The 21,830-nt window shown below is 42.7% G+C and carries 23 protein-coding genes; 10 read left to right on the top strand and 13 right to left on the bottom strand.

What is annotated here, in order from left to right; genetic code table 11:
• The first annotated feature begins 31 nt into the window (after positions 1–31).
• The 6 genes from AC59IL_RS22145 to AC59IL_RS22170 all read left to right on the top strand — a co-directional run bounded on the left by AC59IL_RS22145 (position 32) and on the right by AC59IL_RS22170 (position 5,422).
• Positions 32–1,003 (top strand): Rossmann-fold NAD(P)-binding domain-containing protein, encoded by a 972-nt coding sequence (locus AC59IL_RS22145; RefSeq protein WP_496554381.1) that lies wholly within the window; start codon positions 32–34, stop codon positions 1,001–1,003.
• A gap of 49 nt (positions 1,004–1,052) precedes the next feature.
• Positions 1,053–1,946 (top strand): acetylglutamate kinase, encoded by an 894-nt coding sequence (gene argB / locus AC59IL_RS22150; protein ID WP_496554382.1) that lies wholly within the window; start codon positions 1,053–1,055, stop codon positions 1,944–1,946.
• A complete protein-coding gene (locus AC59IL_RS22155) occupies positions 1,939–3,012 on the top strand; it encodes a M20 family metallo-hydrolase (RefSeq protein ID WP_496554383.1) in 1,074 nt (357 codons plus the stop codon). The genes argB and AC59IL_RS22155 overlap by 8 nt, the downstream gene beginning before the upstream one ends.
• 109 nt (positions 3,013–3,121) lie before the next feature.
• Positions 3,122–3,526: a four helix bundle protein gene (locus AC59IL_RS22160; protein WP_496554384.1), complete on the top strand. Its 405-nt coding sequence runs from the start codon at positions 3,122–3,124 to the stop codon at positions 3,524–3,526.
• A gap of 45 nt (positions 3,527–3,571) precedes the next feature.
• A complete protein-coding gene (argH, locus tag AC59IL_RS22165; protein ID WP_496554385.1) occupies positions 3,572–4,876 on the top strand; it encodes an argininosuccinate lyase in 1,305 nt (434 codons plus the stop codon).
• Positions 4,877–5,044: 168 nt separating this feature from the next.
• A complete protein-coding gene (locus AC59IL_RS22170) occupies positions 5,045–5,422 on the top strand; it encodes a DoxX family protein (protein ID WP_496554386.1) in 378 nt (125 codons plus the stop codon).
• A gap of 31 nt (positions 5,423–5,453) precedes the next feature.
• Here AC59IL_RS22170 and AC59IL_RS22175 read toward each other — a convergent pair whose 3' ends face one another.
• The 4 genes from AC59IL_RS22175 to AC59IL_RS22190 form a co-directional block, all read right to left on the bottom strand.
• Positions 5,454–6,026: a hypothetical protein gene (locus tag AC59IL_RS22175; protein ID WP_496554387.1), complete on the bottom strand. Its 573-nt coding sequence runs from the start codon at positions 6,024–6,026 to the stop codon at positions 5,454–5,456.
• 97 nt (positions 6,027–6,123) lie between these two features.
• Entirely contained in the window at positions 6,124–7,407 is a 1,284-nt protein-coding gene (locus AC59IL_RS22180; protein WP_496554388.1) for a M28 family peptidase, read from the bottom strand.
• A gap of 241 nt (positions 7,408–7,648) precedes the next feature.
• Positions 7,649–8,383, bottom strand: coding sequence for a LytR/AlgR family response regulator transcription factor (locus AC59IL_RS22185; RefSeq protein ID WP_014221839.1), 735 nt, complete (start codon positions 8,381–8,383; stop codon positions 7,649–7,651).
• Positions 8,384–8,391: 8 nt separating this feature from the next.
• Positions 8,392–9,441: a sensor histidine kinase gene (locus AC59IL_RS22190; protein WP_496554389.1), complete on the bottom strand. Its 1,050-nt coding sequence runs from the start codon at positions 9,439–9,441 to the stop codon at positions 8,392–8,394.
• Between the two features lie 301 nt (positions 9,442–9,742).
• Between AC59IL_RS22190 and dxs the strand changes: the two genes are divergently transcribed.
• Complete coding sequence (dxs, locus tag AC59IL_RS22195; RefSeq protein ID WP_496554390.1) at positions 9,743–11,674, top strand: 1-deoxy-D-xylulose-5-phosphate synthase; 1,932 nt, start codon at positions 9,743–9,745, stop codon at positions 11,672–11,674.
• Between the two features lie 7 nt (positions 11,675–11,681).
• Here the strand turns inward: dxs and AC59IL_RS22200 are convergent, their stop codons facing one another.
• A complete protein-coding gene (locus tag AC59IL_RS22200; RefSeq protein WP_496554391.1) occupies positions 11,682–11,819 on the bottom strand; it encodes a hypothetical protein in 138 nt (45 codons plus the stop codon).
• A gap of 69 nt (positions 11,820–11,888) precedes the next feature.
• Here AC59IL_RS22200 and AC59IL_RS22205 point away from each other — a divergent pair, with 69 nt between their 5' ends.
• A complete protein-coding gene (locus AC59IL_RS22205; RefSeq protein WP_496554392.1) occupies positions 11,889–12,536 on the top strand; it encodes a murein L,D-transpeptidase catalytic domain-containing protein in 648 nt (215 codons plus the stop codon).
• Between the two features lie 107 nt (positions 12,537–12,643).
• Here AC59IL_RS22205 and AC59IL_RS22210 read toward each other — a convergent pair whose 3' ends face one another.
• The 4 genes from AC59IL_RS22210 to AC59IL_RS22225 form a co-directional block, all read right to left on the bottom strand.
• Positions 12,644–13,471: a segregation and condensation protein A gene (locus AC59IL_RS22210; RefSeq protein WP_496554393.1), complete on the bottom strand. Its 828-nt coding sequence runs from the start codon at positions 13,469–13,471 to the stop codon at positions 12,644–12,646.
• Positions 13,472–13,758: 287 nt separating this feature from the next.
• The gene (locus AC59IL_RS22215; RefSeq protein ID WP_496554394.1) at positions 13,759–14,691 is read right to left on the bottom strand and encodes a DUF3078 domain-containing protein; all 933 of its coding nucleotides are present in this window, start codon (positions 14,689–14,691) and stop codon (positions 13,759–13,761) included.
• Positions 14,692–14,777: 86 nt separating this feature from the next.
• The gene (mscL, locus tag AC59IL_RS22220) at positions 14,778–15,143 is read right to left on the bottom strand and encodes a large conductance mechanosensitive channel protein MscL (RefSeq protein ID WP_496554395.1); all 366 of its coding nucleotides are present in this window, start codon (positions 15,141–15,143) and stop codon (positions 14,778–14,780) included.
• A gap of 90 nt (positions 15,144–15,233) precedes the next feature.
• The gene (locus AC59IL_RS22225; RefSeq protein ID WP_496554396.1) at positions 15,234–15,980 is read right to left on the bottom strand and encodes a PPK2 family polyphosphate kinase; all 747 of its coding nucleotides are present in this window, start codon (positions 15,978–15,980) and stop codon (positions 15,234–15,236) included.
• Positions 15,981–16,046: 66 nt separating this feature from the next.
• Between AC59IL_RS22225 and AC59IL_RS22230 the strand changes: the two genes are divergently transcribed.
• Positions 16,047–16,955, top strand: coding sequence for a DMT family transporter (locus tag AC59IL_RS22230; protein WP_496554397.1), 909 nt, complete (start codon positions 16,047–16,049; stop codon positions 16,953–16,955).
• 89 nt (positions 16,956–17,044) lie between these two features.
• Here the strand turns inward: AC59IL_RS22230 and frr are convergent, their stop codons facing one another.
• On the bottom strand, positions 17,045–17,608 hold the full coding sequence (gene frr / locus AC59IL_RS22235) for a ribosome recycling factor (RefSeq protein WP_496554398.1): 564 nt from the start codon (positions 17,606–17,608) through the stop codon (positions 17,045–17,047).
• A 95-nt stretch (positions 17,609–17,703) separates the two neighbouring features.
• Entirely contained in the window at positions 17,704–18,834 is a 1,131-nt protein-coding gene (locus AC59IL_RS22240; RefSeq protein ID WP_496554399.1) for an MraY family glycosyltransferase, read from the bottom strand.
• Positions 18,835–19,070: 236 nt separating this feature from the next.
• Between AC59IL_RS22240 and AC59IL_RS22245 the strand changes: the two genes are divergently transcribed.
• Positions 19,071–19,907 carry a transketolase gene (locus tag AC59IL_RS22245; protein ID WP_496554400.1) on the top strand — a complete coding sequence of 279 codons (837 nt, stop codon included), beginning with the start codon at positions 19,071–19,073 and terminating at the stop codon, positions 19,905–19,907.
• 169 nt (positions 19,908–20,076) lie between these two features.
• Here AC59IL_RS22245 and AC59IL_RS22250 read toward each other — a convergent pair whose 3' ends face one another.
• Positions 20,077–21,300 (bottom strand): FtsX-like permease family protein, encoded by a 1,224-nt coding sequence (locus tag AC59IL_RS22250; RefSeq protein ID WP_496554401.1) that lies wholly within the window; start codon positions 21,298–21,300, stop codon positions 20,077–20,079.
• 151 nt (positions 21,301–21,451) lie between these two features.
• Positions 21,452–21,814 (bottom strand): 30S ribosome-binding factor RbfA, encoded by a 363-nt coding sequence (rbfA, locus tag AC59IL_RS22255; RefSeq protein ID WP_496554402.1) that lies wholly within the window; start codon positions 21,812–21,814, stop codon positions 21,452–21,454.
• Positions 21,815–21,830: the final 16 nt, after the last annotated feature.

Consider the following 21,830-nt stretch of genomic DNA (forward strand, 5'->3'; position numbering starts at 1 on the left):
AATTATAAAACCCTCCATTCCGCTACAGGCAATGAAAAATTTTACAAGTGTATACGATGTGCAGGATATAGATGCACTGGTAAAAAAAGCGCTGGCATACAAGGCCGCTCCTTTTAAAGACAAATCACTGGGAGCCGGCAAACGTATTGGTTGTTTGTTTTTGAACCCCAGTATGCGTACACGCCTCAGCACGCAGATTGCCGCGCAAAACCTGGGCATGGAGCCAATTGTATTTAACGTAGGTCAGGAAGGCTGGGCGCTTGAGTTTGAAGAAGAAGCCATCATGAGCGGCAGCACTGTTGAGCACGTGAAAGATGCGGCCCCCATCATGGGTAATTATTTCGATATTCTGGCCATTCGCACTTTTCCTTCGTTAAAAAACCGCGAAGACGATTACAGCGAATTGTACATAAAACAATTCATCAAATACGCCGGCATTCCTGTAGTGAGTCTGGAAAGCGCTACACTGCACCCATTGCAAAGCTTAACAGATATTATTACCATCAATGAATGTTTACAGGCTTCACCCCAGCCTGCCGGCAGAAAGCCGAAGATCGTTCTTACCTGGGCGCCGCATGTGAAACCCCTGCCGCAATGTGTGGCCAATAGTTTTTCGCAATGGGTGAATGCCTGGGGGCAAGCTGATTTCGTGATCACTCATCCTGAAGATTACGAACTGGATGAGCAATTCACTAAAAACGCTACCATCACTCATGATCAAAATGAAGCATTAAAAGATGCCGATTTTGTATATGTGAAGAACTGGAGCACTTTCAAAGATTACGGTAAGATATATACAAATGATCCCGAGTGGATGCTCACCAACGAAAAACTGGCCCTCACCAATAACGCCAAAGTAATGCATTGCCTCCCCGTTCGCCGTAATGTTGAGCTGAGCGATGAAATACTCGACGGCCCCAACAGCATTGTTACCAAAGAAGCATCGAACCGGGTATGGGCCGCACAGGCGGTATTAAGTGAAATATTAGCCCCCACCCTCTAAAGGGGAATCCTTCTATAAAGGTTTAGAAAAAACTGATTGTGTTACTGTAATGAATAAAATAGGAGATACAATAAAGCAATTACAACGCTCCCCTTTAGCAGATGGAGGGAGCGGTAAAGAAGTATTATACGTAGTTAAAATTGGCGGCAATATTATAGACGATGAGAAGAAGCTTTCTAATTTTCTAACCCAATTTGCCAATCTCCCCACCCCCCTTCAGGGAACGGGAGTTCATAAGATACTGATACACGGCGGTGGTAAATTAGCCACCAAACTGGCCGAACAAATGAACATTCCGCAACAGATGATCGATGGCCGGCGCATTACCGATGCCGAAACACTGAAGATTGTTACCATGGTATATGCCGGTTACATCAACAAAAATATCGTGGCGCAATTACAGGCAAACAATTGTAATGCCATTGGATTAAGCGGCGCCGACGGAAACGTTATACTGGCCCACAAAAGAGGGTCAGTTAACTCCCCTTCAGGGGTTGGGGGTATTGATTATGGTTTTGCAGGTGATGTAGATGCAATCAATACAACATTTCTTAAAAGCATACTCGATCAGCAGGTATCGGTTGTAATGGCGCCCATTACCCACGATCAAAAAGGCCAGTTGTTGAATACCAATGCCGATACCATTGCACAGGAAGTGGCGAACGCACTGAGCGGGTTGTATGATGTACAACTCATTTATTCGTTCGAAAAAAGCGGCGTATTGCTCGATGCCAACGACGACAGCACCGTAATACCATCTATTAATCCCTCGTATTACACGCAATTAAAAACTGAACAAAAAATATTCGCCGGCATGATTCCGAAACTGGATAATGCTTTTGCCGCACTGAGCAAAGGAGTAAGAAAAGTGATCATTGGCAAAGCAGAACAGTTGGCCGAATTAATTGCCGGAAAAGCAGGAACAAGCATTGTACATGAGTAATGATAACTTACATATATTGCAGCAAAGCGCCATTGAATTACTGAAGCAGTTGATTACAACCCCCTCTTTCAGTAAGGAAGAAGATAAAACAGCTGAACTAATAAAAACATATCTTCAGCAACAGGGCGTTGAAGTAAAGTGTGTAAAGAACAATGTGTATGCAAGGAATACGCACTTCGACAGCAGCAAGCCTACCATCTTACTGAATTCGCACCACGACACTGTAAAGCCCAACAAAAATTATACGCTCGATCCGTTTACGCCTATTGAAAAAGATGGTAAGTTATTCGGATTAGGCAGCAACGATGCCGGCGGTCCGTTGGTTTCGCTGATAGCTACCTTTCTTCATTTTAATCAGCAAAAGAATTTAAAGTATAATCTCATGCTGGCGGCTTCGGCCGAAGAAGAGATCAGTGGCAAAGAAGGCATTGAGCTGGTATTGCCCCATTTAGGCACTATTGATTGTGCTATTGTAGGCGAACCCACGCAAATGCAAATGGCAGTGGCCGAAAGAGGATTGATGGTGATTGATTGTATAGCACACGGCAAAGCCGGTCACGCTGCACGCAATGAAGGCGAGAATGCCATTTACAAAGCCCTGAAAGATATTGAGTGGTTTCAATCGTACCAGTTCCCGAAAGTATCAGACCTGTTAGGTCCGGTAAAAATGAGCGTTACTGTCATTGAAACCGATAATAAAGCACATAATGTGGTTCCGCCTCAATGTAAGTTTGTGGTCGACACGCGGGTGAATGAACTGTATACTTTCGAAGAGGTATTGGAAACCATCCGTGAACATGTTCAATGTGAAATAGTTCCCCGGAGCACACGCCTGCGATCTACCTCCATTGCACTCGATCATCCGCTGGTGAAAACAGGCGTTGCCCTGGGAAGAACCTACTACGGCTCCCCCACCACATCCGACAAAGCCTTAATGCCCTTCCAGGCCCTGAAAATGGGCCCCGGCGATTCGGCAAGAAGTCATACAGCAGATGAGTATATTTACATACATGAGATTGAAGAGGGGATAGAGTTGTATATACGGTTATTGGAGAAGATACTTTAGTAGCAACCAGTTGCCGGTTACCGGTTACCAGTTACCGGTTGCCGGAACGATAATCACGATTAGGTAAATGCTTTGATTAGAGTGTTTTATTCAATTAAAATCACTCTTTATGAGTTATCGTAATTTGGAAATTTACAAAGAATCAAAGCGACTTGCCATTGAAGTACATAAAATGACCCTGACCTTACCCAAATTTGAATTATTTGAAGAAGGCGCACAAGTTAGACGATGTTCGAAATCTATTACTGCAATGATCGTAGAGGGATATGCCAGAAGAAGATATAAAGCAGACTATATTAAATACCTGATATATTCATTAGCAGAATGTGACGAAACATGTGTGCATTTAGACTTCTTATTTGAAACAAATTCGCTCAGTAATACTGAGGTCTACAATAAGCTGAAAGGCGATTATGATATATTAAGTAAAAAAATTAACAGGTATATTCAATGGGTTGAGACCAATCTCAACGATTTTTCAAAAACTGAAACAGGTAACCGGAAAACAGAGTAGCGGGAAACAGGAAACCGGTAACCGGTAACAGGTAACAATTTTACTATGAAACTTTGGAGTAAAGAGAGTACGAGTACTTCTCAATTAGTTGAGCAGTTTACGGTAGGGCGCGACAAGGAATTTGATATTCTGCTCGCAAAATACGATGTACAGGGCTCCATGGCGCATGTGCGCATGCTGGGCGAAGTAGGACTGATGTCGAAAGAAGAAGCCGACCTGGCCGTTAAAGGTTTGGAAGAAATAGCAGCCGATATTGAGCATGGCCGGTTCACCATCGAAGAAGGCATTGAAGATGTGCATTCGCAGGTTGAATTTATTTTAACCCAACGTATTGGTGAAGCAGGTAAAAAAATTCACAGCGGACGAAGCAGGAACGATCAGGTAGCAGTTGATATTAAATTATACCTGCGGGCCGAAGTACTGGCTGTTAAAGAAGAAGTAAAGCAATTATTCGATCTGCTCATTACCCAAAGCGAAAAACATAAAGATCATTTGTTGCCCGGTTATACGCATCTGCAAATAGCCATGCCTTCATCGTTCGGATTATGGCTGGGCGCTTATGCCGAAAGCTTAACCGACGATATGGAACTGCTGGTGGCAGCTTACCAGGTAGCCAATAAAAATCCATTGGGTAGCGGCGCCGGTTATGGTTCTTCTTTTCCTTTGAACAGAAAGCGTACTACCGAATTACTGAACTTTAAAACATTAAACTGGAACTCGGTATACGCACAAATGAGCCGCGGCAAAACCGAAAAGGTGATTGCCACTGCACTGGCTGGTTTTGCCGGCTCCGTTGGCCGCCTGGCCATGGATTGCTGTTTGTATATCAACCAGAATTTTGGTTTTATTTCCTTCCCGACTGAATTAACCACAGGCAGCAGCATTATGCCGCATAAAAAGAATCCCGATGTGTTTGAACTGATCAGGGCCAAATGCAACCGCATTCAATCAACGCCCAATGAGCTCACGCTGTTGCTGGCCAATCTTCCTTCGGGTTACCACCGCGATCTGCAACTCACAAAAGAGATATTATTTCCGGCCATTGAAGAACTGAAAGCCTGTTTGCAAATGACCCGGTTAATGTTATCGAACCTGAGTGTTAAAAGCAATATTCTCGACGACGAAAAATACAAATATCTGTTTAGTGTTGAGGCGGTGAACGACCTGGTGAACAAAGGTGTGCCTTTCAGAGAAGCCTATAAACAGGTAGGCAACCAGATCGAAAATGGTGAATTTGCTTTCGATTATAAAAAACAACTATTGCATAAACACGAAGGCAGCATTGGCAACTTGTGCAATGATGAAATTGTGAAGGAGATGGAGCGGGTGATTGGCAAGTTTAATAGTTGACCGGTTAACAAGTTGAAAAGTTATAAAAGCAAAAGGAGTAATAGAAACCAGACATTTCTTTTACTCCTTTTGCTGTTTTTATCGCCTGGGTTATTTTAGTTGCCTCAATAGGTGCTCCCGCGCCATATCAATCAAAATTCATATATTCAGTAACTAAAACTCTGCACAATGAAACCTAAAACAGTTAACACGCTTTACTGGATCTTCACAATTCTGTTTGCAACACTCATGATATTCTCTGCCCTGGGCAGCATAGTGGTAAACGAGGGTGCGAAAAAATTGATACATGACCAGCTTGGATATCCTGTTTATTTTATCCCTTTCACCGGCGTTGCCAAGTTGTTAGGTTCAATCGTTATTTTAATTCCCGGACTGAAAAAAATTAAAGAATGGGCCTATGCCGGTTTGTTTTTCGATCTGGCCGGCGCCGTTTACTCAGGCATAGCTGTTGCAAAAACAGTTGATCCCATGATGATATTCATGCTTGTATGGATTGTGCCGGGCGTACTGTCTTATTATTACTGGAATAAAAAAAGTCACGCATAAAATCTTCGGTTTAAGTTATTCAACTTTCTGATCATAGCCCCGCCTTCACCGGCACATTGGCTTCGGTACTGATGGCCATTTTATGAAGAACTAATTTTTCTTCAGACGTATTAACTGATAATTCAATCCAGCCGAAATACGGTTCGCCATTTACTATCACCTGTATAGCCAGGTATTGATGAGATACATTAATCCAGCTGCCTATCCAGGTTTGGGAATTTTCTGTAATGTATTTTTCTACCAGGGGTACAGATGAGTTCGGATACCATTTACAGCCGGTGAAAGTGGCAGCAATTTGATCTCCCTTTTTTAAGATGGGGCATTCAGTCGCGTCGTTTACCAGCAGGGATGTGTTGCTGCCGGAACTCATTGCCAAAAATCGAAAGATGCCCAGATTTAGTGAAGGATCGCCTATCAGACTGGTAGTAAAAGATAAATCTGATTTACCATCATTATTAATGTCAAGTGCCTTATGATGAAGTTCATTTACCTCCTCATCATTCAGGCTGGTATATAGCATAACGGGGTCATGTTCAGCATGGTTCTTTTTACAACCCGCATTTATAATAATAATCGATAATAGGATCAGGTAATAACGCTGCATAATAATTTTTGCAGCGAAAGTAAACAGATACCCAACTACCGCGAGTACCATTTATTGAATGGCCTCAATATGGTACCTGTTATGAATGACCGATGATTTAACGGAGTTGTCCCGCATCAACCCTCGATGGCGTATCCTTTCCTGCAACTATTGAAGTAGAGCTTATGGCAATTGCTTTTATAATAGCAGCCATATTCTTCATATCGAGCGTTTCAATTTCATCTTCCTGTGTATGATAAAACTTTTCGCTATCCATTTTTGAGGTTGAAATGGTATGAGCAGGCACTCCCAGGCGGGCCAGTGTTGCATTATCGCTGCGGTAAAACAATTGCTGATCGGGATATGGATCGGGATAAAATTTAAAATCAGTTCCTTCGAGGTTCTTCTCCAGTATCTTGCCCATATCTGTTTTTTCGTACCCGGTAATAAATGCCGAATTGGTGCCCCACTTACTTTCGGTACCGATCATTTCAATATTAAACATGGCCATTACCTGCGCAGCATCGAACTGTTGTGAAAAATACTGCGATCCAAAACCTCCGCTTTCTTCACCGGTAAAAGCCACGAACACCAGCGTACGTTCATTATTTTTTTGTTTGACAAAATAATTGGCAAGCATCATTACAGCGGTTGTACCGGCTGCATCGTCGTTGGCGCCATTGTAAATTGAATCGCCGGCTGCATTGGGTTTGCCAACACCCAAATGATCATAATGTCCTGAGAAAATAACATACTCCTCTTTCTTCGATTTGCCGGGCAATATACCAACCACATTCTTCAGCGGCATTTGCGATACCGTTTGTTTGAATTGTATTGAATATTCACCGGCTTCTTCTTTAGCGAGAATCAATACAATAGTGCCTTTAGGACTATACAATGAGCGGCTTCTTTTTATTCTTTCGAAATACGAACGATGCGCCGTATCTACCATCAGCAAATAATTGCCACCTATGCGTTGCAGGCGCGACAATAAAATATTTAAAGTGTCGCCGGCATGCACTATAACTTGTTTGTACCCCGATGCCTGATTTATCGATACTTCAGTTTGCCCGGTAAGCACGGCAATGTTTTTATCATCGAGAGGTTTACCATTCATTACACCGCCGGCCGAAACAGGGCTAATGCGCAGCATGGCAAACTCCTGTAAAAACGAGTTGTCCTGTACCGGTTGTAAACCGGCTTTTTTAAATTCTGCAGCTATAAAATCGGCAGCTTTATCAATATCGGGAGTAAACACTTTGCGCCCACGCATTTGGTCACTCGACAATGTTTTTTCAATCCGTTCTACTTCAGCGGCATTAATGATTTTATCTATCGACTGGGAGAAAGTAGCTTTTTGTGCAAGCAATAACAGGATAAAGTATGAGAAGCGCTTAACCATGGAATTTTTATTGTAAGATAGCATAAAAAGCTGAAAGCTTAACGCTGAACGCCTAATGCTGAACGCATAACGCTAAATCCCCCAACATTGAGCCCTTTGTATTTCGCGTTCGGCGTTTTGCATTCTGCATTTTGCGTTTGGCTTTTTGCGTTCTGCATTGAGCGTTACGCGTTCGGCGCTCGGCGTTCTGCGTTTCGCATTCGGCGTTTTGCGTTTCGCGTTCGGCGTTCTGCGTTTCGCGTTAAAGGCTCATCATTTCTTTAAACTTCACGGTCTGGCGACGGCTTACTTCAATTTTTTCGCCTCCTTTCAATTCAAGCAAAAGACCACCGTTAAAATAAGGCTCAATTTTATCAATGAGGCGCAGGTTTACAATGTGTTTGCGGTTAGCCCTGAAGAATGTTTTTTCGTCGAGCCGCTCTTCAAGCGCATTGAGTGATTTTAATATCAGCGGTTTATTGGGACCAAAATATACTTTGGCATAGTTGCCTACACTTTCAAACAATCGTATATCTGATAATTTTACAAACCAGCAACGTTCGCCGTCTTTTACAAATACCTGGTCGTTTTCGCTTAATATGCTGCGGTTAAAATTAACCGGCACCATCGGGCCCTGCTCCCGCTCTTCCTGCAAATGCAGCTTTTGAATGGCATCGGCCAGGCGTTTGGGTTCAACCGGTTTTAAAAGATAATCAAGCGCATTTACCTCAAATGCCTTCAATGCATATTCATCGTAGGCGGTGGTAAAAATTACAAGAGGGGCTTTATCAAGTTCCGACAGCATATCGAAACCGGTTTTGCCGGGCATTTGTATATCAAGAAATATCAGATCGGGATTGATGTTCTCTATTTTTTCTACCCCTTCGCCGGCATTGCTGGCCTCTGCCACCACTTCTATTTCGGGAAAGTCCATAAGCAGTTTACGCAACTCACTTCTCGCCAAACGTTCATCGTCGATAATTATGGCTTTAATCATAACTGGTTTTATTTAATTTCTACGGGAATCATTATCCGTGCTTCTACAAGATCGTTTCCCACTTGTTTTATTTCAAAATTAGCCCTTTCGCCAAACAATAGCTGCAACCGGTTTTTGGTGCTGAACAAGCCAAATCCATCGCCATTGATATGTCCGTTCAGGTAACCGGTATTTTGAACCACCAATTCGTGAAAATCTTCTTTAAAATCGGAAATCACTTTTACAATACCCCCGCTGATCTGTTTTCCGATACCATGTTTAATAGCATTTTCGACCAGGGTTTGTAACATCATGGGCGGAACGGGCTGATCGAGGGTATCTTCATCGATCTGGTATTCGATCTTAAGCCGGTCTTCGAACCTGATATATTCAAGAGCAAGATAATCTTTAACAATACCCAGCTCTTTTTCAAACGGAACGGTCTCTACTTTTTCGGCCTGCATGCTGCTGCGCAGAATATTGCTCAGTTCGGTAATGGCATTACGGGCGCGGCCAGGATTTTCGTCGATCAATGCCCGTATGCTGTTCAGGGCGTTGAAAATAAAATGCGGATTAATATGCGATTTTATGGTCTTTAACTCCAGCTCCTTCACCAGCGATTCAAGTCTGATTTTATCGAGCTGTGCCTGACGTGTTTTTAAAATATAGTGATAGGCAAAGTAAATCAGGTTCCAGATCAGGATAAAAGTAAAGCATCCCATGGAAGCACGCATGATCTTATTGAACAGGGTGAGTGTTTTTTGCCGCTCGGCTTCTATATGCAGCACCTGCTCCAAGGTGGAACCTATAGTGGCATAAATAAGCGCAAACAGAATAGAAATAAAAAATATATAAAACACCTGTTCGTTCACCGGCTTATCAACGAACTTCAACCACAAAATAAAAAACCGCATGATGTGCGTAACCAAAAAGCCCACGCATGCATCTACCAGCAACACGTGATAAAAAAAGGGCGTTTCGCGGGTACGCAGCGAAATGTAAAAAAAGATATAGGCAAGTATAAAGGCGCTCCAGCCTACAAACTGGCAAAGCCAGTAATATGAAATTCTCTTTGTCATATGCACTGTTGGGACCTTAGTTGGAACTATAACAAATCTAATTAATTAGCCTGCTCTGGTATTGTAAATTATATATATGGCCGAATAAATAGGTTACCGGCAGTACAAAGTAGTGAAATTGTCAGGAAAATGCAGGGTATTTTGATCAGCGGTTTTATAAACAGCCGTGCCATGGTTCATTTTGGTTGCCGGGGTAACCGTGGCACGGCTAATGCGGCATAGTTTTTTGTTCTGTTAAAATGTTGCCATTATTATGGCTCACGATTTAAAGATGTATTTTTGTCGATAAAATTTGCACTAAATGGACATCGCACCCGGCCCCTTATTGACTACAATCAATTCACCGGCAGATCTTAAACATCTGAGCAGAGAGCAGTTACACCAGCTTTGTGATGAATTACGACAATATATCATTGATGTGGTAAGCGTGCATGGAGGCCATTTTGCCGCCAGTTTGGGTGTGGTTGAGCTTACCGTAGCATTGCATTACATCTACAATACTCCCTACGACCAGCTTATTTGGGACGTTGGCCATCAGGCTTACGGACATAAAATTTTAACCGGTCGCCGCGATACTTTTTATACCAACCGCAAATACCACGGCCTTAGCGGCTTTCCCAAACGTAGCGAAAGCGAATACGATACTTTTGGCGTAGGTCACTCTTCTACCTCAATTTCAGCCGCTCTGGGTATGGCCATGGCAGCTAAATACAAAGGCGAAAACCGTAAATCGGTAGCCGTAATCGGCGATGGCGCCCTTACTGCCGGACTCGCTTTTGAAGGTATGAACCATGCAGGCGTAGCCGATTCAGACATACTGATCATTTTGAACGATAACTGCATGAGCATCGACCCCAACGTAGGTGCTTTGAAAGAATATCTTACCGACATCACTACTTCTCATACCTATAATCGCCTGAAAGACGATATATGGAAAGCGCTGGGCAAACTACCCGTTGGTAAAAACTTTACCCGCGAAATGGCCAGCAAGCTCGAACACAGCATCAAAGGCTTCATCAATAAAAGCAGTAACCTGTTCGAAGCCCTGAAGCTGCGGTATTTCGGGCCTATCGACGGAAACAATATCACCAAGCTGGTTGATACCTTACAGGACCTGAAAAAGATACCCGGCCCGAAACTGTTGCATGTAATTACCGTAAAAGGAAAAGGGTATGCCCTCGCCGAAAAAGAGCAAACCCTTTGGCATGCACCGGGCCTGTTCGATAAAATCACCGGCGAGATATACAAAAAGAAATACGATACGCCACAACCTCCCAAATACCAGGACGTATTTGGACATACGATGATTGAACTGGCCGAAAAGAACGATAAAGTGTTTGGCATTACACCTGCCATGCCCTCGGGTTCGTCGTTGAAGTTTATGATGGATAAAATGCCCGACCGGGCTTTTGACGTGGGCATTTGCGAGCAGCATGCCGTTACGCTCAGCGCCGGTATGGCAACACAGGGGTTGCGGGTGTTCTGCAATATTTATTCATCGTTTATGCAACGCGCATACGATCAGGTGGTACACGATGTAGCCATTCAAAAGCTGCCGGTGGTGCTTTGCCTCGACCGTGCCGGTTTGGTTGGTGAAGATGGTCCTACCCATCATGGCGCCTACGATATTGCCTACATGCGTTGCATTCCCAATATGGTTATCAGCGCCCCCATGAACGAAAGCGAGCTGCGTAACCTGATGTATACCGCCCAGCTCGAAACCATGGAGTGGCCGTTTGTAATACGCTACCCACGCGGACAGGGTGTACTGCCCGAATGGAAAACGCCTTTTGAAGAAATTCAGATCGGCAAAGGCAGGAAAATAAAAGACGGGCAGGATATAGCCATTCTATCACTGGGTCATCCGGGCAATTTTGCCACCATGGCCATACGCGAATTGAAAATAGATGGACTGAATCCGGCTCATTACGATATGCGTTTTGCAAAACCGCTCGATGAGGCGTTACTGCATGAAGTATTCAACAAATTCGATAAAATAATTACGGTTGAAGACGGTACGGTTACCGGTGGCTTCGGCAGCGCTGTGCTTGAATTTATGGCGCAGCACAACTACAAAGCCGATGTAAAAATATTAGGTATCCCTGATCGTATTGTTGAACACGGCACTCCCAAAGAACTATACCACGAATGCCACTACGATGCACCGGCCATTGTTGAAGCCGTAAGGGAAATGATGAAAGGAAAGGTGACGGTGAATCAGTTAATGGGATAGTTTATACCTATAATTTATTCTTTTCAACTACTATTAAGCAGATACCGGTTGCCGGGTTCCCGGTAACCGGTATCTGGTAACCGGTAACAGGTAACTGGTAACCGGTAACAAATCCCCCATTATTGTTTTTAAGTTTTTTTAACACAACTGTGCCCCCGATTGCATATGGATAACCGTTGTAAGGGCATCTTATCTGCTACCATAACCCTGCAACATGAAACGCCTTTTGCTTCTTGGTATCGCACTGATATTCGGATTTTTATTAGCCGGTGGCGCCTGGTATTATTCCAAACTCAATACCGGCAAATCGCGATCGGTTCATAAAACTGTAAGTGCTCCCTCGCCCGAATTAATGACTCGTTTGCATACACATGCCACACCGTTACTGGCTTATGCACAGCAACATGGGTACAATACAACCACCTGCTTTTTGATTGATATGAGCATTGAATCGGGAAAGAACCGGTTCTTTGTATTTGACCTGCAAAAAGATTCAATTACCGATGCAGGTTTGGTGGCACATGGCAGCTGTAATAAAAACTGGCTCAGCGGACGCGAATATGGGAATAAGCCGGGGTGCGGCTGCTCATCGCTTGGTAAATACAAAGTGGGTCACCCGTACAAAGGAAAGTTTGGCACTGCCTATAAATTATTCGGACTTGATTCAACCAACAGCAATGCATTCAGACGGGCGGTTGTATTACATTCGTATCAATGTGTGCCCAATGAAGAAGTATACCCGCTACCTATTTGTCAAAGTTTAGGATGCCCCATGGTATCGCCGGCATTTATGAACAAGCTGGCCGGCATCATTAATGCATCATCTAAACCAATATTGCTGTATACGTTCGATGCGAATTAATGTGCTAATTAGCCAATTTGCTAATGTGCCAATGAAATACAAACCCGATGATTTTTCAATTAGCATATTATCACATTATCGAATTATCACATTAGCATATTATCACATTACAGTACCGACTCAGGCATTCCATCAGCACCTGGTTCTTCTGTGGGTGGCGGCTGGTTAGGATCAACGTCCTGTTCCCAGTTTTCGTTGAATTCAACAATAAAGTTGTTGCGGCCTTCACCAACCATAATGGTCATGTACTTCATTTGTATCAGCTCAAGCACCGAAAGAAAGATAAAGATGGCGTGTATGCGGTCTTTACAAATATCAAATACTTTTTCGAACGCCATCACTTTTTCCGTTTTCACAATCTCCAAAGCATACTTACGGCTACTTTCCATTGTGTAGTTATACTTCACAACGGTATGCACGGGTTTTTGCTGACTCCGCGCTTCAACCTTCTTCATTACCTTTTCAAACGTTTTCATCAGTTTGAAAAGCGTGATGCTTTGAATTTCGGTTCCTTCACCGCCTTCTTCACCAATCTGCGATATTTCTTTCGCAAGGTTTCCACGACGCACCATCAGCATGCGTATGGCTTCCATTTCAGCCATTTTTGCTGAAGCTTCTTTAAACCGTTTGTATTCAAGAATTTTATCAACCAGTTCCTGGCGGGGATCAATTTCATTACCCTGCGCATCCAGCTCTTTACGGGGTAGCAACATCCTTGCCTTGATACGCATCAGCGTCGAAACGAACAGAATGAATTCGCTCGATAACTCGATGTTCAATTGTTCCTGCCCATGTATATAATCAAGAAAGTCCTTAATAATATTGCTGATCGGAATATTGTAAATGTCCAGCTCATCCCGCTCAATAAAGAACAGCAGCAGGTCGAACGGACCTTCAAATTGTGGTAATTTAATCTGATACGAAGCTTGATTCACGGATTTCTAATTTTTTACACGCACCCGATGGGTTCTTCCTGTTTTTTTGCCTCCTGAAATACCCATCAGATGCCTATCGAACAAACCTACACCAAAAAAACTATTGCAGAAAATCAGCAGGGCCCCTGCGCCTATTTTGTATATAAATTGTGAAAATGCTTTTTTTGAATTGTTCGATGGTTAAATTGTTAGATGGCTGGGTTGCTAAGTGTGTTACAGACTGCCATAATTCAGGCAAGCTGATTGCACATCAATGACAACCATTTAACTATATAACAATCAAACAATTAGAACTTTCTCTGATACCCTATACCGATAAATTGCCTTACCTGCAGGCGGGGCGAGTTTTTGTTCTTGCCAAAGGATTTTTGGTCGTCGTCGTAGATAAAGTCGGCCCCGATATTGAACGAAAATCCTTTGTACACATTCATACTGAACAAATTGCTCATGTATATATCAATATTCTGGGGATTGTGCTTGTAATTCGAAAACAGGTCGAGCTTGCCTTTATAGGTTAAATTCTTTACTATTTCCTTCATAATGGTGGCGGTTAAATACGCTCCAATTTCATTACGCACGGTTTTTCCGGTATCTACACCATAGGCTCCTTTGGCCGATAAGGAATCATCCTTAACGATCACCCAGCGGCTGGTAACCGGTGAAATGAATATTGAAATATTATCTTTTGGCTTCCAGTCCATACCCAACGAAACGATTACATAGGCGGGGGCCATGAAGGTGGAGGTTTTTATTTTAGTGGTATCGTTGGGGTAGGTGAACCCATCGGTAAACTGCGACCTGAAATTAACCAGTCCGCTCAGGAACCAATGATCAAACAACTGGCAGCCATATTTCGATACCAGGTCAATGCGGTCGTTGGTTTTACGGGTACCCAGCGAAGTGGAATTTATATATCCCAGTTCAAGATCAAGGCTGTTATCCCATGAATGAATACCCTTTTTATAAAACGCAAACAGGTTTAAAAGTCCGTTCGCATTTATCGAGAACTGATCGCCACCCGCAGCCCAGTTTTGTAAAGATGTTTGTCCAACCGTACCGTTAAACAACCCACCTTTTTTCCAGGTTTTCGGAATGGTATCGTTATTATCTTTTGCAATTGATTTACCTGATTCTGTTCTTAACTCCTGAATGGTTTTATCCTGTGCTACACTGTTAATGGTAAAAATTAAACAAGATAAAGCCAGCACTATCTTTTGCATGCTTTAAAATATAAGGTTATAAAAAAAGCATTTTGAGGATAGTCAAAATGCTTTGCAAATATAAATACAGTGCCAACGCGGTATAATTATTTCTTTAATGCATCGCGAATTTCGCGTAATAAAATAACTTCTTCGGGGGTAACGGAAGGGGCTGCTTCTTCTTTTTTCTTAAAGCGGTTGATGCCTTTTACAATTAAAAATAAAATAAAGGCAACTATTATAAAATTAAGAATAGCCGATAAAAACAATCCCACGCTAACGGTACCAAATAGTTTCAGCTTATTGAGATCCTGCAGGTTGGCAGCATCGAGGGCAGGCTTAAGTAAAAGCGGCGTTATAACGTCATCAACCAGTGAGGTAACAATTTTGCTGAAGGCAGCACCGATGATAACACCAATAGCCAGGTCTACCACGTTACCTTTCATGGCAAACTCTCTAAATTCTTTAAGCATACCCATAGTAATTAGTTTTAGAAGTTAATGATATGGTCATCTAAATATATTAATTTTTTCGATAACTCATTGATGTGTAAACAACCCATCTCATTTTTTCAAACCGGGATACTTCATATCCAATCCCTGGAGCGTTTTCTTCAGGGTGTGGGCAATAATATATTCTTTATACCAGTTTTGATCGGCGGGAACTATTGTCCAGGGAATATCATTACAATGTTCAAAACAATCTTCATAAACAGCCATATAATCACCCCATAATTTCGCTTCTTTAAAATCATTTTCATTGTATTTCCATTGTTTGCGCGGGTCGTTTATGCGTTCCTGTAAGCGTTGCTCCTGCTCTTCGGGCGAAATATGCAGATAGAATTTTAAAATTTGGGTATTGTTATGCTCCTGTAAAAGCTTTTCAAAATCATTGATCGCATTCATGCGTTTCTTTGCCTGTTTATCATCTACCCACTTATGAACCCGGGTAACCAGTATATCTTCATAATGCGAGCGGTTAAAAATCTGAATAACACCACGTGCGGGAGCAGCCTTATGTACACGCCATAAAAAGTCATGCAGTAGTTCTTCGGCCGTGGGCGCCTTGAATGACTTTACATTTACACCCTGCGGGTTCAACTTTCCAAACACATTTCGTATAGCGCCATCTTTTCCGCTGGCATCCATGCCCTGCAGTACAACAAGTACCGCGTGTTTCGATTCGGCAAACAGTAAATTCTGCAATTCATCCAGCTCAACTAATATATTAGCCGTTTTTTGTTTTGTTTCTTCTTTGTCAAATTCTTTTGGCGCACGTGTACTGATATCTTTTAATTTGATTGTTGCCATGGAAATATGTTTGTATCAAATTATTACATTTTAAACTTAATAACCCAATTTTGCGCAAATATTTACATGACAGCCAACAGGGGGATGCTCTTTAACGGAATTATTTTTCTGGTTCTTTGTGTTATCTGGGGTAGTTCTTTTATACTTATGAAAGAAGGCATGAAAAGCCTGAGCCCTTACCAGGTAGCCACTATTCGAATACTCAGTGCCGGTTTATTTTTACTGCCCGTTGCTGTGCGTCAATTAAAAAAGATCCCATTCAACAAGTTAGGTTATGTGCTGCTGAGCGGTTTATTAGGCAGTTTTTTTCCGGCTTATCTTTTTTGCATTGCCGAAATAAAGATCGACAGTTCACTGGCTGGTTTTTTGAATTCGCTCACACCCATTTTTACCATCATTATCGGCATGCTGTTTTTTGGACAGGTATTTCAGGCGCATAAATTAGCAGGCGTATTAACAGCGTTGGGCGGCATGCTGGTGTTATTATTTGCCAAAGGCAATGTGAACCTGCAATATGTTTCCTATTCAGCCTTTGCCCTTGTAGCTACAGTTTTATACGGACTTAACATTAATCTCGTAGGCCGTCATTTGCAGCAAACCGGTTCACTGGCCGTTGTGGCTGTAAGCTTTGCCATGCTGCTGATACCCTGTATTATTATTTTATGGTTTACGGGCTATTTTAATTTGCCGCTGATGCAAAAGAGTATGGCATTCTCCACGGCCGCTTCTTCGGTATTGGGCATTATGGGAACTGCTGTAGCAACCATTCTTTTTTATGTACTGATAAAACGTGCCGGCGGATTATTTGCCTCGATGGTAACTTATGGCATTCCGTTTATTGCCCTTTTCTGGGGCCTGCTGGCAGGTGAAACCATTAACAGATGGCAGGTGCTGGGGCTGGGGATTATTCTCGGGGGCGTGTATGTTACCACCCGGTGGAAAATATCGAATAATAAAATATCGAATATTAAATAATAAATGTCGAATGTCGAAGTAAAAGCACTTCGATATTCGACATTGGAAATTCGATATTCTTCGGTTTTAAATATTCAACATTCATCTGTTTATACCGTCATGATCTCTTTCTCTTTCGCTGCAAGGTGTTTATCTACCAGCGAAATATAGCGGTCGGTCATTTCCTGCACGATCTTTTCGGCATCTTTGCAGATATCTTCACTTAAACCGTTCTTCTGCAATTTTTTTATCTGCTCCATAGCATCACGACGAATATTACGGATGGCAACTTTTGAATGCTCGCCCTCGGTATGAGATCTTTTTACCAGGTCTTTACGCCTTTCTTCGGTAAGGGGCGGCATAAACAAACGGATCATATTTCCATCGTTCTGCGGATTAATACCAATGTTGGCAGCTATAATAGCCCTTTCAATAGGCTGAAGCATATTTTTTTCCCAGGGCTGAATGGTCAATGTGCGGGCATCGGCTACTGAAATATTTCCTACCTGATTAATGGGCGTTGGGTTACCATAATAGTCAACTACAATTCCGTCAACCAGGTTTGGATTGGCTTTACCGGCTCGTACTTTTACCAGTTCTGCTTCGAGATGGCTGATGGCCTTTTCCATGGTTTCATGGGCCTCTTCCTTAATAATATTTAGTTCATCTGACATAGGAATAATATTAAATGCCTGCAAACCTACAAAAAATTCCAGTTACCGGTCACCGGGTAACAGGTTACCGGCAACTGGCAACAGGTAACAGGTAACTAATTCTTGTGTTCTAATATAGTATCAGTAGTAAGGGGAACGATCTTCGAAGTTTTTAAATCGGTATCGGGGTCAACTGTTTTGGCAACAAACAGGCGTGTACGCGGACGGGTATAGTACAGAGCGGCAATGCCTGAGAAAAATACAATCAGAATGGCCAATATGATCCAGGTGCAGCCCAAATTACGGCCTGCATAGGCGGCCAGAATAAATAATACATTAATAGAAACCAGCAACAGGGTTATGAACCGGTGCGATAAACCCCTGTCGAGCAACAGGTGATGTATATGGTTTCTGTCGGGACTAAAAGGTGAACGGCGATGAAAAATGCGAATGGCAAACACCCGCAGGGTATCCATTAAAGGTATTACCAGTATGGCAACACTGATAGCGGGAGAAGCAATTACGGGATATGACGTTTCGGGCAAATTGGCAACGCTGATAAATTTTACCACCAGAATGGCATTTATCAGTCCTATCAGTAGCGATCCCGTATCGCCCATAAATACTTTTGCCGGCTGAAAATTGAATATTAAAAAGGCGGCCACACTGCCGGCCAGTGAAAATGCCAATATTGAATAGGCAGGCATGTTAACCTGCAGAAAATAAAAACCAAAAATGATAGCAGCCATCAAACCCAGCGAGCCTGCCAGGCCGTCGATACCATCAATTAAGTTAAATGAGTTGATAACAACAATAATCGTTAAGTAAGTAAGCAACAGGCTAAACATTTCGGGCAGCTCGTGAATGCCCAGAAAGCCATACATGCTTTTTATTTGAATATTTCCTTTGTAAATAATTAAAAAGGCTGCCAGTACCTGGCCGATAAATTTTTTGATGGGCGAAATAACCAGGATATCATCTTTCAAACCAAGAAAGAATATAACAAAGGCGGCTGCAAAAAAATATTGAAAGTCAGATGCTAACTGATAGGGAATAGCGATGAGGCAGGCGAGCATAAAACCGGCAAATATGCCCAGCCCTCCCAAAGATGGAATGGGATTGCGATGAACTTTTCTCTCGTCAGGAATGTCAAATAATTTTTTCTGTTCTGCTACGGTTATAATTACCGGAATAGCCAAAAAGGTAATTGCAAATGAAATAGCAATAGAGAATAATACATCAAACATCAGCCTGATTTTGTAAGTCTTGGAATAATATACGCGCTACCAATCGGGCCGGTTGGGGCACACACAAAGACCTCGCAAATTACAGCGTATTTTCGGATTAACAACTATTTAGGGCTTTACTTTATTGCAAATAGTACTGCAATTAGGGGCTTTTGATATAAAAATACCCGGAAAGTTTAATTTGATTTATTGATGCAAAGCAATTTCCTTTAGTTTTGCAGCCAAATTTTCTTGCTATGCCACCTTTAAAGGATATCGCTACTCAAATTCGCAGAGATATTGTACGTATGGTTCACGGATCGCAGAGCGGTCACCCGGGCGGTTCGTTGGGTTGTACCGAGTATTTTACTGCATTGTATTTTAAAATAATGCAGCATAATCCTCAGTTTTCAATGGAAGCCCGTAACGAAGATGTATTTATATTATCAAATGGTCATATTTCACCGGTATTTTATTCAACTTTAGCCCGTTCGGGTTATTTCGACGTAAAAGAACTGGCTACTTTTCGTAAACTCGACTCCCGCCTGCAGGGACATCCTGCAACCCACGAGCATTTACCGGGTATACGCATTGCCAGCGGTTCGCTGGGTCAGGGTATGAGTGTAGCCCTTGGTGTGGCACTTTCGAAAAAAATGAATGGTGAAAAAAATTTAGTTTACTCGTTACACGGCGATGGTGAGCTGGATGAAGGTCAGAACTGGGAAGCTATTATGTTTGCCGGCGCAAAGGGTGTCGACAACCTCATATCAACCGTTGACTGGAATGGTCAGCAGATTGATGGTCCTACCGATAAAGTGATGAAGCTGGGCGACCTGGGTGCTAAATTCGATGCATTTGGCTGGGATGTGTTACACCTCGACAAAGGCAATGACATAGATGCTGTTGTTGCAGCTCTTGAAAATGCCAAAACCCATACCGGCAAAGGCAAACCCGTTGTTATTTTAATGAAATCGGTAATGGGCGCAGGCGTTGACTTTATGGAAGGTCATCACGAGTGGCATGGTATTGCCCCCAACGACGAACAATTGGCCAAAGCCCTGGAGCAGTTACCTGAAACTATCGGGGATTATTAAAATGAAGTAATAAGTCGTAAGTTATAAGTAATAAGAAAGGTGAGTCACGTTTTTGAAAGTGGCTCACCTTTCTTATTGATAAATAGAATTGTTACAGTTGAAGGGTGCGACGCAACGGAAGCTTAATAGAATTTCTTCAGCCCGGCCAACAATCAAACCATCAGTTCAATCAACTCCTCAACTCAATCGGCTGCAACGCTGCCTTACGCGATGGGAACCACGATGCGAGAAAGGCTACCAGAAATACGGTAACGATTACCAGTAAAAAATCAGTAGCTACCAATCGTACGGGATAATAATCTATTAAAAAAGTGCCGCCCTGAATGGCAATGATCTTGTACTTTACCTGCGCCCAGCAAAATACAATGCCTGCCAGTAACCCTGTTACCGATCCAATGCCTGCCAGCAGCAACCCTTCACTTAAAAATATTTTTTGTATTAGCATGTTGTGGGCGCCCATCGACTTTAATACCTGAATATCTTTTTGCTTTTCGAGCACCAGCATGGTTAAACTGCCGATCATTGTAAACGCGGCCACAATAAGCATTAAGGTAAGAATACCGTAAATAGCCCATCTTTCAAGACTCATTACGCTGTACAAACTTTGGTTTTGTCCGTATTTTGTTTCAACCTTGTAGTTATCACCCAGCAATTGCTGAATTTCTTTTTGCGCGTCTTCGGCATCAACACCTGAATACAGTGCTAGCTCTACCCCGCTGTATTCATCGCGCTTCAGTCCCATCATCATCTTCATAAAATCAAGGTTGGTGATGGCGTATTTGTTATCGATATCCTGCTGAATTAAAAATGTACCGGAAGTAATAATGTTGCTGGCGGCCAGCGATTGCGACGGATCGCTTACATTAACGTTCATGCCGCGTTTAAAGGAGTACACGGTAAGCGGATATAAATAGCGGTCGCTTTCGACGCCTACGGCGTTTTCAACGCCATTGCCCAGCACCAGGGCTGGTTCGTCAACACTGCCGGTTTGAAAATTGCCGCGAATAAGCTTTTGCGCCACACTGGTTACACTTTCATATGAGCTGTCGACCCCTTTTATATCAACGATCACCTGTACATCGCCGTTTACCAGCAGTGTTTTTTCTTCGGCAAACAAACTAAAAGCCTTTACGCCTTTTATGGCAGCTAATTTTTGTAATTGCTGCGGCGTAACAAAAATGGTTTTACCGGTTTGTGCCGAAATTTTGATATCGGGGTAGAAAGAAGAATACAACGATTTCACCAGTCCCTCAAATCCGTTGAACACGCTCAGCACTACAATAAAAGCAAACGTAATGCCCATAATGGCAATAATGCTTACCCATGCAATTACATTAATAGCATTGGTACTTTTTTTTGCTTTAAAATATCGCCAGGCGAAGAGGAAGTTCAAGGTTTGTTGTTTGTAGTTACTTCAATTACCAATGGCTTAATGTTTGGTGCCAGTTACCGGATACCAGTTCCCGGATACCGGTTACCAGATACCTGTTACCGGTTGCCGGTTGCCAGTTCCCGGAATCAGGAACCCGGTAACCGGCAACAGTTTATTCTTTATCGGGCGGATTGATTTTCTTAAACAACTCCTCCATTTTAAACACATGGTCGAGGGTATCGTCGTGAAAAAACTTCAGTTCGGGCATGCGGCGCAACTGTTTGGCCACCCGGCTGGTTAATTCTTTCTTTATTTCCCAGGCCCTTTCTTCAATTTTCGCCAGCGTTTCTTTGGCATTTTTCACCTGAAAAAAGCTCACGTAAATACGGGCTTCGAGCAGGTCGGGCGTAACCTTTACGGCCGAAATAGACACCATGCCGCCATCTATCATATTCAGTCCCAGCCGCTGAAAAATTGAATTTATTTCTTCATTCAGTAAACTTCCCACTTGTTTCTGACGTTTCCCTTCTTGCATTTCTCTTAACGGTTTA

The sequence above is a fragment of the Niastella sp. sgz303648 genome (genome assembly GCF_059587045.1).